The sequence below is a fragment of the Microcystis sp. genome, from assembly GCF_048564745.1.
GTDB lineage: Bacteria > Cyanobacteriota > Cyanobacteriia > Cyanobacteriales > Microcystaceae > Microcystis > Microcystis ichthyoblabe_A.
In genome coordinates this window covers 16,545-28,029 of the sequence record NZ_JBLZRT010000005.1, presented here as the reverse complement: position 1 = coordinate 28,029, position 11,485 = coordinate 16,545, and the positions used below count along the sequence as shown (strand labels likewise).

General features: G+C 41.4%; 13 protein-coding genes and 1 pseudogene. 4 read left to right on the top strand and 10 right to left on the bottom strand.

Going from position 1 to position 11,485, the window contains the following annotated elements:
• Positions 1–475: 475 nt before the first annotated feature.
• The 5 genes from ACOCD9_RS00615 to ACOCD9_RS00595 form a co-directional block, all read right to left on the bottom strand.
• Positions 476–1,291, bottom strand: coding sequence for an Rpn family recombination-promoting nuclease/putative transposase (locus tag ACOCD9_RS00615; protein WP_287704352.1), 816 nt, complete (start codon positions 1,289–1,291; stop codon positions 476–478).
• Between the two features lie 16 nt (positions 1,292–1,307).
• Positions 1,308–1,880 carry a Uma2 family endonuclease gene (locus ACOCD9_RS00610; protein ID WP_419546142.1) on the bottom strand — a complete coding sequence of 191 codons (573 nt, stop codon included), beginning with the start codon at positions 1,878–1,880 and terminating at the stop codon, positions 1,308–1,310.
• A gap of 315 nt (positions 1,881–2,195) precedes the next feature.
• Positions 2,196–3,209, bottom strand: a complete 1,014-nt coding sequence (locus ACOCD9_RS00605) for a WD40 repeat domain-containing protein (RefSeq protein ID WP_419546141.1) — start codon at positions 3,207–3,209, stop codon at positions 2,196–2,198.
• Between the two features lie 36 nt (positions 3,210–3,245).
• On the bottom strand, positions 3,246–3,488 hold the full coding sequence (locus tag ACOCD9_RS00600; RefSeq protein ID WP_419546140.1) for a DUF5678 domain-containing protein: 243 nt from the start codon (positions 3,486–3,488) through the stop codon (positions 3,246–3,248).
• A gap of 7 nt (positions 3,489–3,495) precedes the next feature.
• The gene (locus tag ACOCD9_RS00595; protein ID WP_419546139.1) at positions 3,496–3,927 is read right to left on the bottom strand and encodes a DUF29 family protein; all 432 of its coding nucleotides are present in this window, start codon (positions 3,925–3,927) and stop codon (positions 3,496–3,498) included.
• 371 nt (positions 3,928–4,298) lie between these two features.
• Here ACOCD9_RS00595 and ACOCD9_RS00590 point away from each other — a divergent pair, with 371 nt between their 5' ends.
• The 3 genes from ACOCD9_RS00590 to ACOCD9_RS00580 all read left to right on the top strand — a co-directional run bounded on the left by ACOCD9_RS00590 (position 4,299) and on the right by ACOCD9_RS00580 (position 5,743).
• Positions 4,299–4,907, top strand: coding sequence for a choice-of-anchor C family protein (locus tag ACOCD9_RS00590; protein WP_419546138.1), 609 nt, complete (start codon positions 4,299–4,301; stop codon positions 4,905–4,907).
• A gap of 147 nt (positions 4,908–5,054) precedes the next feature.
• Entirely contained in the window at positions 5,055–5,387 is a 333-nt protein-coding gene (locus ACOCD9_RS00585) for a DUF433 domain-containing protein (RefSeq protein WP_002750711.1), read from the top strand.
• A complete protein-coding gene (locus tag ACOCD9_RS00580) occupies positions 5,384–5,743 on the top strand; it encodes a DUF5615 family PIN-like protein (protein ID WP_002763705.1) in 360 nt (119 codons plus the stop codon). Before ACOCD9_RS00585 ends, ACOCD9_RS00580 begins: the two co-directional genes overlap by 4 nt.
• Before the next feature lie 27 nt (positions 5,744–5,770).
• On the opposite strand, the gene ACOCD9_RS00575 is transcribed toward ACOCD9_RS00580, so the two are convergent.
• From ACOCD9_RS00575 to ACOCD9_RS00555, 5 genes are all read right to left on the bottom strand, one after another.
• Entirely contained in the window at positions 5,771–7,162 is a 1,392-nt protein-coding gene (locus tag ACOCD9_RS00575; RefSeq protein WP_419546137.1) for an MlaD family protein, read from the bottom strand.
• Between the two features lie 128 nt (positions 7,163–7,290).
• The gene (locus tag ACOCD9_RS00570; RefSeq protein ID WP_002763710.1) at positions 7,291–8,070 is read right to left on the bottom strand and encodes an ABC transporter ATP-binding protein; all 780 of its coding nucleotides are present in this window, start codon (positions 8,068–8,070) and stop codon (positions 7,291–7,293) included.
• 27 nt (positions 8,071–8,097) lie between these two features.
• Positions 8,098–8,730: a 2OG-Fe(II) oxygenase gene (locus ACOCD9_RS00565; protein ID WP_419546143.1), complete on the bottom strand. Its 633-nt coding sequence runs from the start codon at positions 8,728–8,730 to the stop codon at positions 8,098–8,100.
• 274 nt (positions 8,731–9,004) lie between these two features.
• On the bottom strand, positions 9,005–9,889 hold the full coding sequence (locus ACOCD9_RS00560) for a hypothetical protein (protein ID WP_419546136.1): 885 nt from the start codon (positions 9,887–9,889) through the stop codon (positions 9,005–9,007).
• Between the two features lie 2 nt (positions 9,890–9,891).
• The gene (locus ACOCD9_RS00555) at positions 9,892–10,953 is read right to left on the bottom strand and encodes an AAA family ATPase (RefSeq protein ID WP_419546135.1); all 1,062 of its coding nucleotides are present in this window, start codon (positions 10,951–10,953) and stop codon (positions 9,892–9,894) included.
• 280 nt (positions 10,954–11,233) lie between these two features.
• On the opposite strand from ACOCD9_RS00555, the pseudogene ACOCD9_RS00550 reads away from it, so the two are divergent.
• Positions 11,234–11,473, top strand: a pseudogene (locus ACOCD9_RS00550) (phenylalanine--tRNA ligase beta subunit-related protein); the annotation flags it as partial.
• Between the last annotated feature and the right edge of the window lie 12 nt (positions 11,474–11,485).

Sequence of the window (11,485 nt, the reverse complement as noted above, 5' to 3'; positions counted from 1 at the left end):
TTCAAATATTTTGAGTATAAATACTCTATATACTCACTTCTCTGCGATGCAGTCGCACTCGCGGGAGCGCATTTTGTAGCTTGCTTAAAGCTTTGTTTCTGTCTGTATCACTTGTTACTTTTTAAAATGAGAATTGCTGCTTTTGAACCAGCAAAAATTAATTAGGGTCTGCTGAAAAAGTTTTTCCTGGTGGCAGGGTGTGGGCTTCGGCCGTGAGCTCAGCCGAACGGGTGTAGGGTGTAGGGTGTGGGGTTTTAGCGATTTTGAAGGGGTCAATTACCTAATTTTCAGGGAAAAAGTACCTGAATTTTCCCCCCAATCACTCCAATGGTCGGCACTTTTTGAGGTCAAAAAAGTCTAAAAGCCTTATCCAACAAGGTTTTTAGATTTACTCAGCAAGCCCTAACTAGCTTGATGATCTGACATAATGATAATAGAGGGAATTAAGAGAATAAAAATAACCGCAGTAAATTAGTTAAAAACGCTCATTTTCTAGCCATTGTTCTAAATCCTCTACCGACTGGAAATCTAATAAAGCTTCTCCTAAGTTTTCTAAATTTTCTAGAGAAAGACTTTGGATATTGGCGGATAATTCGGCAGCAATGCCACCTATACGCCTATTTAATTGACGTAGAAGCAAATTGATGGCTTCTTCTTGTCTTCCTTCCCCTTTAATTTCCTGATAGATGACAGATTCCTTCATAATATCCTTCCTCAACAATTGTTGAATGATGTCTTTGTTTAATACTAATCCGGCGAGAATTGCGGTGGAGGCAGCCAGATTGCTTTGTTCTCGACTGTCGCTGATTTGTTCGATTTTTTGGGCGATTTGCCGCAGTAAATTCTCTTGCTCCTCAGCTTGAGCTAGTATAGCAAAGGGCAATAGTCCTGGTGCTTGTAATAAGGGTTGATAGGGTTGTTCCCATAGTCTAATCACCTCAAATTGATGATAAGTTTTTCCCTGTTGATAGTCATTCTGTCTGACTAGGGGTAAGGTACTTTTCCTTAGATAAATCACTACCTGATAGATAGGTTTGCCTTGATAGCGTCGATAGAGTCTTGTGGCATAATCGAGCATTCTATAGGGAATATCCTCTTTAGGGTCGGTTTGGAACTCAATATGTAAGATTAATTCTTCTGACTCTAAAAAGATTAAACTATCGGCTCTTATCGGCTCCAATGACAACTCTGAGGGTTTAATTTCGGTTAAATCTAAAGGTTTACCTAATAACCAAGTGGCTAAATCTCTCGAATATTCCAGGGCGATAAATTTACAAGTAGAATCATACATCAGTCTTGACTATATTTTACTCAAAAATAGAGATAAATAGACTAAAGCCTGGTAAGACATCCTCTCCGCTGAAATTAGCGGGTAGTTCCATAATTTCTACGGGTTGCTGAGGACGATAAATTTCCACCTGTTGTTGTTGAGGATTAACTAGCCAACCTAATCGCAAACCACTGTGGAGATATTCCTGCATTTTAGCTTGAATTTCTGGGAGGGAATCGCTACGGGAGCGCAGTTCAATAACGAAATCGGGACAAATAGGCGGAAATTTCTCCTGTTCTTCTCGACTCAGAGCTTGCCAACGAGTTAAACTCACCCAAGCGGCATCGGGAGCGCGATCTCCGCCCTTCGGTAAACGAAAAATCGTCGCCGAACTAAAGACTTTACCCAATCGGGTTTGACGATTCCAGATACCTAAGTCAATGATAAAATCGGCTTCTCGGTTGCCGCTAATTCCCCCAACAGGTGGCATCACAATTAATTCTCCTTGAACGTTTCTTTCCAGCTGCCAATCTGGGTTAACTTGACAGAGACGGTAAAACTGCTCATCGCTGAGATTGACTGTATCTAAGTTTAAAATCACTGCTGCCATAGCTATATTTCGCCCTAGAAAACACTCTAGTCTTAATTATAGTCAATTAGGGCTGGCTGAATAAATCTAAAAACCTTGCTGGATAAGAGTTTTAGACTTTTTTGAAATCCAAAAGTACCAGATATGGGAGTGATCAGGGGGAAATTCAGCTACTTTTTCCCTGAAAATTAGGTAATTGACCCCCTCAAAATCGGTAAAACCCCACACCCGTTCGGACCTCGGCGTGAGCTCGGTCGAACGCTGAGCTCACGGCCGAAGCCCACACCCTACACCCTACACCCTGCTTCTAGGAAAAACTTTTTCAGCAGACCCCAATTAGATTCCCCGCCAGATCGCGATCGCACCGTCTCGATCTCCAGTGACTAACCAACGACCATCTTGACTGGCAACCATTCTTAAGATGACGTTTCCCTTCAGGGTATTCAAGCGCCGACGGGTATTAACATCCCAAAATTTGACGGTTCCATCCCCGGAAGTGCTGGCCAAAACTTTGCCCCCATCCAGCAAGGCCATATCAGTTACAGCGTCGTTATGGGCGAGAATAGTAGTGGTGCCGATGCCACTTTTCACTTGCCAACTGCGGATCGAACCGTCTTGACTAGCAGTACCGGCGGTATTACCATCCTTGGAAAAAAGCACCCGATAAACGGGGAATAAATTACCCGCATAGGCACGAATAAAGCGACCGGTACTCACTTTCCACAGTTTAACGAAGCCATCGTAATCGGCGCTAACAATTCCTTTACCATCGGGACTAAATGCGATCGACTGAATCGGATGATTATGGCCGCGCAGGGTTTTTAACAGTGTACCCGTCTGAAAATCCCAGAGTTTAACTGTACGATCCCAGCTACCCGTGGCCAAAATTTTGCCATCGGGAGAAATAGCGGCATCGGTAACGAGAAAAGCATGGCCGGGATAGGTCATTTCTAATTTTCCCGTGCGCGTATTCCAGCGTTGCACTTTTCCCCCCGCATCGGCAGTTACGAAACTCTCACCATCGGGACTAAATTGGATAGCGTTAACGGTATCACCTAGTTGCCAAGTCCTGAGAGGTTTTTGAGTTTTTAGGTCCCATTCCCTGACAGTACCGTCAAAACTACCACTTAGCAGCAGGGAGTTATCGGGACTAATGGCTAAAGCATAGATGGGATCCTGATCGGCTTTTAAAATAGTAACCCGTTCGACCATCTGCCAAGGAACGATTTCTGCTAGGGGAGACGCTTGCGGAGTGGTGGTTTTCCCTTTTTCCTGATTGACTGCACAACCACCGGATAGCAACAGCAGCAATAATAACGATAACGTCGGTTGATAAAGGGTTATTTTCATAGAATTTTGCCGTTGTCAAAATCATCTTAAACTACTTTAAACTTGAAGGGGTAGAATTTGCATAGAATAACGACAACGAGGAACAAGATAAATGACAAATTCTTGATTGGTTGTGTTGGCTTCTTCCAGAACATTCTGTAAATTTTCACTGTGAGCAATCACTCCTTTTTCATTATAAGCAATGTATTGATTTTTATATAAATCAATCACGGTGTCACGATTTTTGTTTAACCAACGCAACATTTCTTGAGCTTGTTCTTGAGAGATTGAGTCTGTCATAATCTTTCTAGGGAGAGACGTTTTTGATCAGAAGAAAAGCATCACTAATCAGTTTATTTTTGTCAATTATAGCTTCTAGTTGCTCCGATTGATACCGACATGATTCGACTTCTAAAGAAGCGGCATCCAAAGCATTAAGATAAGCATCGTTTAAAGTGTCTGTTAATTCTTCATCACTTAAATAATATCCTGCTGCTTTTCGGCGTTTATTTTGGCGTTGAATTTCTCTAACACTATTGCGAATGGAGACATCCCAAGAACGAGTGGTTCGGTTTTCTGCCTGTTGTTTAATTAAATGCAGTAATAAGATAACAGCATAACCACGAATGGTGCTAATAATCCCATTTTTGCTCATATCTTCAAGGTCTTCTAGAATCGCCAGTGAACCTTTAATATCACCTTTTAAGAGCAAAGCTTTTAATTCTAAAAGTTCTTCCATAATCCAATTTCTTCCCCAAATACCCCTTAATTATATCTGGCCACAAGTCTCTCGGATATCCCAGGTTTATTGGGTAAAATGTATTCTAAGATACATTCTTGCGGGCGAGTGAGTGGAACGAACCACAGAGACACAAAGGACACAAAGATCGATCGCTACTATATAAGCAAAAATTGTCACACAAAGTCGAGAAGAGCCAAAAAGTTAATCATTTTTTCATTTATTTTATAAGCTTTTCTCTGCTATGATGAGGCCGTTCTTGTAAAAGTAGAGTTTTTATTCATGACTCAAAGATTAGCAAAACTAATTGATTTTCGGGGGGGGGTAAGCATAGCTTATTAAAACTCTCAATTGCTTCCTCTGTCTTGGCGGTGAGTGCTTTGATCATCACCCCTGTACAGGCAGCAAATTTGATTCAAAATGGCAGTTTTGAGACGGCTACCGTCAACCCTGGTTCTTTTCTGCAACTTGATGCTGTTTCCACAGCAATTACAGGATGGACGGTCAGCCAAGGAACAATTGATTATATAGGAACTTATTGGCAAGCTTCTGAGGGTAGTAGAAATCTGGATCTATCTGGAGCGAATGCCGGTGGAATTCAGCAAACCTTTAACACAACTGTCGGTGAGACTTATCGGGTGACTTTTGATCTGGCGGGTAATACAGACTACAGTCCTACTATTAAAGAGATGAGAGTGAGTGCAGGAGGAAATTCTGCTGACTTTTCTTTCGACATAACAGGAAAAAGCCGTTCAAACATGGGATGGGTATCAAAATCTTGGGGTTTTACTGCCACTGGAACAACAACTACCCTTAGTTTTCTAAATTTAGTCGATACACCTTATGGTCCTGCGTTGGATAATGTCTCAGTGATAGCTCTTTCCCCTCCTCCTACTTCTATTCCCGAACCTTCATCAGTGCTAGGATTATTGAGTTTAGGAGTATTAGGAATTAGTTCTGCTTTAAAACGTCAATCTTAATCTATTTTTATCTTTTTAACCCATCTAAACTAGGTGGGTTAAATTGAATATTCAGATAGGCTTAAAATCGGTGAATAATTTTGAATTTTGCGGCACATTTTTAATAATATGCTAGGATAGTATTGATGTTTTAGGAGGTAACAACCTATGCAGTTAGAAGATTATTTTGAATTTGTAGCAGTAGATAATATTCAATTAAAAGGACATCGTATTGGCATTGAGGACGTACTGAAATACTATCGACAAGGTTATAGTCCTCAAGAAATTCTCCAAGAATTACCAACTCTAAATTTAGAAAAAATTTATGCCACTTTGACCTATTATTATCACAATCAAGCACAAATCGATCTCTATCTTGTCAAGCTAGAAAGACAACGGGAACAACATTATCAACAGTGGCTAGAAACATCATCTCCTTTAATTGATCGTTTAAGAAAAGCAAAAATTAAAAAGGAGCAGGAGTATTTACAAAAAGCATGAAAATTCGGTTTTTGCTGGATGAAAATTTATCTCCTAAGCTAAAAATAGCGGTTCAACGTATCAATTCTACTATAGATATTTTGCGAGTTGGTGATGCGGATGCACCTCTTTTAGGGACACTTGATCCTAATTTATTGCAATATTTAGAATTATCCCAGAGACTGTTAATCACTGACAATAGAAGTACCATGCCCAATCATTTAAAAGATCATTGGAACACGGGAGGTCACACTTGGGGAATTATTTGGTTACGCCCTAGCGGTACAATTAGTCAATGGGCTGAATCAATGATTTTAATCTGGGAATTAACAGAAGCTGAAGAATGGATTGATCGCTTAGATTGGATTCCTTTATGAGGAACTAAGGTGATTTTTCAAACACATTTAATCATTTATTTCGGGGCTTTTTCTGGGTTTCTTAGGGTCTTTTTCTGGGGTATTAGGGGCGGGATTTGGGGCTATTGTCGCAATTTGGGCGGCCATTCTTGTCATTGCTTGACCCTGGGCGAATTCCTGCTGTAGTTGTTCGCTAGAAGAAACCAAACGACTTAAACCCTGGATTAAACGGATAATTTCCTGTCGCAGTTGCGGATTACCGGTAATTTCATCCACATCCGAGGTGATTTTCTGAAGATTGGCAAAAGCAGCGCGAGAGGAGTCAAGGAGTTGCTGTAGGGTGACAACAGTGGCAGGATCGGAGAGATAAGCGGTAAAGTTGCCCAAATTTTCGCTTAATTTAACAGCATTTGCCGAAATAGTATTTAAATTCTCAATAATTTGGCTTTTCTGCACTTGTGTCAGAATCGGATCCAAAGCAGCGAGGGTAGTTTGTAGGCGATCGCTAGTAGTTTTGATACTATCGAGAGTGGCAATTAAACGATTTTGATTAGCTGCCAAAAAAACCCGCAGTTCTTCCGTAGTTTGTCCCACCAAAAGCAGCGTTTTTCGGGCCTCCACTAGGGTAGCGTCTAAATTTCTCAGGCCGCCACTTCCCTGTAAACTTCTCAGTAAAGTAGTCGCTTCCTGACTCAATCCCCCGACACCAGAAAGATCACTAGAAAGGCGATCAAGGGAACCGGATACTTGCGGTAAGGATTCTAGGGATCTCATCCCCGAATTAACTTTACCCAGAGTACCGCTGCGACGAACTTCGCTTAAAGCAGTGGTTGCCTCACCACTAAAGCGATCGAGTCCCCCCAAGGCATTGGCAGCGCGTTGGGTAAAAGAACGAAATCCGGCCACCATATCGGGATCGCTAACTAGATTAGAAATTCTCAGTAAAGATCTGATCAGGGTATTGACATTTAGCGCCGATTGCCCTTGTAAACGGGAACCGTTACAGATAATCACTTCCCCATTGCAGTTAGGACTCAAAGGGGGTTCTTTAACACCACCGACGGGTAAAGCTTGCAGGGGAGTAATATCGATCGTGGTTTCACCCACTAAACCGGATTGAATGGCTTCGATGAGAGAATTACTGGGAATTAGGCGATCTGCTGGCGAAATCTCCACTTCTACGGCGACTCCCTCCGGTTCTGGGGTAATTGCCGTCACTTGCCCGATTCTCACTCCCCGATAACCGACGCGGGTTCCCACCATCATGCCACCCACATTAGGAAAAAGGAAGCTGGCTCGATAACTGCGCCCCCCGAAGCTAAAATTACTTAACCAGGCGATAAACCAGATTAATATTCCCCCCGATGTCAGTAACATTAAACCGATACCACTTTGCCGCAGAGTTGGGGAAATCCCTCGTTGTGAACCGCCAGCTTCCATAAATAATTACTCCTCATCTCTACAGAGTATCTTACAGGAGAAATCGGAGGATTTCAGCGATCAGTGATCAGTGATCAGATGCGAGTTATCAGTTCACTGATTACTGTTTACTGTTTACTGTTTACTGATCACTGAATTGGTCCGTCGATACTGCCGGTAAAAAATTGCTTGAGTACGGGGATTTCGGAGTGATAAGCCTCTTGAGTCGGTCCAACCCATTGAAATTGACCTTTATAGAGAAAAACGATGCGATCGGTGGTATTTTCGATGGTGCTGTGGACGTGGGTGACAATGAGATGGGCCCCACAGGCTTTTTTTACTTTGAGAAGTTCCATAATTACCGTCTGGATGCGGGTAGAAGCGACGGGATCCAGTCCGGCAGTGGGTTCATCGTACAGGAGAATGTTCGGTCGATCGGCGGCGATCGAGGGATCGCTGATAATTGCTCTGGCTAAACTGACCCGTTTTCGCATCCCTCCGGATATTTCAGAGGGATAGAGGTCGTAGGAACCGGACATTCCCACTAAATCGAGTTTTTCTTCCACTAAATCGCGGATTTCGGCTCGTTTTAGCTTTGAGTTGCGATAGAGAGCAAAACCGACATTTTCCCCGACGGTGAGGGAGTCAAAAAGGGCCGATTGTTGGAAAACTAGACCAACACCGAGGGGATCTTCCCCCTGTTCTACGGTTCTCTGGCGTTTTGTGCCGTAGATGTACACTTCTCCCCGATCGGGGGCCAGTAATCCGGCGACTAAGCGCAAAATCGTCGATTTTCCCGTACCCGATGGACCGATCACGCCGATCGCTTCCCCTTCGTACACTTTCAGATCGACGTTATTTAAGATTACTTTCTTGCCGAAAGCTTTAGTTACTCCCCTTAATTCGACGATCGGTTCGCGCATCACCATCTAGAATATCTTTACAAAAATGTCCTTTTATTGTAGGGCAACGACCCGATCTTTCTTTTTTTTCTTTTCTGGTTTTATGGTTCGCGATTCTATCTGCATTTCGGGAATCTCTCGCAATTCTTCGGCATCTAAACGATATTGTTCGCAGACAAGACTCAGACGAATACCAGAACAGCTAACGGGATTAACTGAATGGGTGAGATCTCCTTGAAAGAGGATCAGGGTGTTAGCACAAGGACGAATCTGGGCCACGGAACGATGACGGTTTGCTAGTACCAGTTCCCCCCCTTGAATATCCCTAGGAACCTGCACATAAAGGACGCTAACTAGGAGCGGAGGATCGATAGTTTTACAATAGGAGCGCAGGGAGCGATCGATATGGGGATCTACCCGTGAACCGGTTTGTAGGAGTAAGGGATTAAGATAAAAAGCGTTGCATTCAGCTTGTAAACTGCGATCGAGATAGGGTTTAAAATAGGGAAAGATTCGTTCGACTTCGCTGATTTGTGTGCGTCGAAAAGCGATAGAAAAGCCTTTGGTTTTAACGAAATCTCGATTTAAATTGTTAACTGTGAAGTGGGGACAAGCGAGAATCTGTCCTTGTAGTTCGCTCAGATAACTGGGAGTAAAAGCGTCGGGATATTGGGAATAGTAAGGCACGGATAGAATCGCAACGGGATGGCAATCTTTAGGATAGCTTGTTTTTAGGGGAGATGGGGATAATTTTCCCAGAAGTGTTCTGTCTGTGTGCATTTTAAGATATAAAGTTTACCAATGTCATGAGGTATGTTCATTAAACCTCTGGCATAATTAATTTTTGAGGGTTTAAAAACGGCAAAAATATCGACGACCGACTCAGAGACTCCCCAAAACGAAAACTTCGTACCTCACCATTAAGATAACTGCTATCACCAAAGCCCCTAAAATAAAAATATCACAGTTGCTCTATTTTTGTTTGCAACTCTTTAAGCTCTAGATGTTGATTAATATCAAGCTGATTGATTGCCCAATTATAAAAGTGACGTAGTGAAATGTAGTTAGGTTCTTGTCGCTGCATTTGTTTTTGAATATCCTTACCATGAAACCAAATTAGGTATTGTTTTCTTTGCCAAAAATCCTCTTGCTCAAACTGGTTTTGATAGCTATTAAGACTTGTTTGAAAGGCTTCTACTGTAACTGATTCTAATGCTTGTCTAAATTGATTGATTAAATTGACTGCTTGCTCTTGGCATTGTTTCAGTGCTAAGGATTCAGGTAATTCACCACTACTACCTGTCCAAGTTGTTTTTAATTGTTCCCGTGCTTGGCTCTTTCTCAATAAATCACTTAAAGCCCAGCGTACTGCTTGATAAGATAGTATAGTCCTAGCGCTAGTTTCAATCCATTTCCATATAGTCTGTTGATCTGGAGGCTTTCCATGTCCCCATTTAGAGCTAGGATTGTCCACTTTTTCTTGGTATTTTTCCGTCCAATAACTAGATATTAATTCTGCATCTAAAAGATAATTTTCGATACAGGATCGATAGGTTAAATAAGTAAAGTTATTACCTAATCTAGTCTCCAGTTTAAGCAATTGAATGTCGGAAGTTGGTATTGCATCAAAATCTCGATCACGAAAGACTATATATCTCTGATTACTCATCTCGTTACGAGAGAAGTAGCCTTGGACAAAGCTTGAAAATGTAAACTTACCTCCGGCGGGAATAATTGTACATCTATCTCCCGATATATCGGCAACTATTTTGTTTATCAATCGATAATCTAAGCTATCCGACTTGCCTTCACAAAAAATTGTTCTGCCACCGCTAACAACAGTCACAATTACACCTCTAGGCGAATAATACAATCTTCAGGTACTAGCTGTTCTACATAATCGGAGTGAGTTGTAATGATGAACTGATTATTTTTACCTAACTTGGGTAAGGCTCTTAATAATGCCTGCTGCATTGGTGGGTGCAAGTGTAACTCGATTTCATCGATTAAAATAACAGAATTATGGATATTCCAATTAGCAAAGTCTAATAGGATGGGGAAAATAGAACGTTCACCTCCAGACATCTCAGAAATTTCATATTGATTTTTGCCATCGTAGAGATAAAACCAAGGTTTGCTGAAAAAGTCATCTACACCCTCTCTTGGGACAGAACCTTCAAAACTACGCTCGATAAAAATAGCTTTGTAATTGCGTTCAAGTTCTGCATATAAATCTTTCTGACCGGAGCGCATTTGTGGGATTTGACCACTGATATTTTTTTGATGAAACTGCCATCGTGTTGCTAACTGATCTCGTAACATATCATCGGTAAATTCAATTTTATCGGTATTTTCTGGTGTTAAACTGCTAGATGTTCTTTGTTCTGTGTACCAAAGAATAGTCCCCACTTTTTCAAAAACTCTAAAACCCAACGTTCGGGACAGTTGTTTGGCGTATTCCCTACCCTTGAATTGAAATAATTCTGAGGCACTTGCTGCTTGCACCCGATTATTTCGCCATTTAAGAGTTACAATATCTTTATCGCTGGGAGGTGTTAATTCTCTCCCTAGTTCTTGAAGTTGACTATAGAAGTCTTTAACTGCTTGAATTTCTGGAGAGGAAAATTGGACTTTGAGAGTGACTTCTGGCGAAAATTGACCCCAACTTCTTCCTAAAAGTTCATAACTAAAGCCAGGCCAATCTAGATCAGAAAGATTTTTTAATCGTCCAGTAGCTTCTCCTAAAGTTGCGGCAATTGCTTGTAAAATACTGGTCTTACCAGAGCCATTCATCCCTATTAAAACAATTAGGTCTCGTGCTAAACCTGTTTCGGCATCTGTAAAATCAAATAGTTCTCCAGAATTACGAAATCTCTTAAAATATTTTAAGTTAACTGACTGAACTTTCATATAGATAGCTATTGACAAGAAAGCGAAAATCTGACGATTTTAGAAAGATGAATAGATAGTATAATTATCTAGAGACAAAACTGTAACGATAACTTAACTAAGATTAGATAAATAGCCCTGGCCAAGGAAAATGGTCGGTTATTTACACAGTTCTTCTATCCTCCCCTTAATATTTTAACAGCCGATCGTCCCTAATTTCTAAATCATTGACTACCCACGGTTTACAATAGTTAAGAACCAACGGCAAGCAAGAATTAACGATGGGGATTTCGATCAACTGGGGGGAGGATTAAGCCTACCAAAAGTGAAATTACGGGAATTTTCCCCTAAAAAAGATTTATCTCTGGAAATATCAGAAAATAAAGCTTGTCCTGCTTATATTGGTACGGTGATCGAGGGGGTAAAAATTCGCCCATCTCCGCTATGGTTGCAACAGCGTTTACAGGCTGCCAGATTGCGATCGCTCAATAATCTGGTCGATATTACTAATTATGTCCTCAGCTTGACTAACTATCCTTAATTCTCCGAGGGA

Bases quoted from the DNA above. Each gene is read 5' to 3' on its own strand.
- ACOCD9_RS00610 (WP_419546142.1), bottom strand. From the start codon at position 1,880: ATGGCAGCAGTGATTTTAAACTTAGATACAGTCAATCTCAGCGATGAG.
- ACOCD9_RS00575 (WP_419546137.1), bottom strand. From the start codon at position 7,162: ATGGAAGCTGGCGGTTCACAACGAGGGATTTCCCCAACTCTGCGGCAA.
- ACOCD9_RS00595 (WP_419546139.1), bottom strand. From the start codon at position 3,927: ATGGAAGAACTTTTAGAATTAAAAGCTTTGCTCTTAAAAGGTGATATT.
- ACOCD9_RS00600 (WP_419546140.1), bottom strand. From the start codon at position 3,488: ATGACAGACTCAATCTCTCAAGAACAAGCTCAAGAAATGTTGCGTTGG.
- ACOCD9_RS00555 (WP_419546135.1), bottom strand. From the start codon at position 10,953: ATGAAAGTTCAGTCAGTTAACTTAAAATATTTTAAGAGATTTCGTAAT.
- ACOCD9_RS00615 (WP_287704352.1), bottom strand. From the start codon at position 1,291: ATGTATGATTCTACTTGTAAATTTATCGCCCTGGAATATTCGAGAGAT.
- ACOCD9_RS00585 (WP_002750711.1), top strand. From the start codon at position 5,055: ATGCAGTTAGAAGATTATTTTGAATTTGTAGCAGTAGATAATATTCAA.
- ACOCD9_RS00570 (WP_002763710.1), bottom strand. From the start codon at position 8,070: ATGGTGATGCGCGAACCGATCGTCGAATTAAGGGGAGTAACTAAAGCT.
- ACOCD9_RS00580 (WP_002763705.1), top strand. From the start codon at position 5,384: ATGAAAATTCGGTTTTTGCTGGATGAAAATTTATCTCCTAAGCTAAAA.
- ACOCD9_RS00605 (WP_419546141.1), bottom strand. From the start codon at position 3,209: ATGAAAATAACCCTTTATCAACCGACGTTATCGTTATTATTGCTGCTG.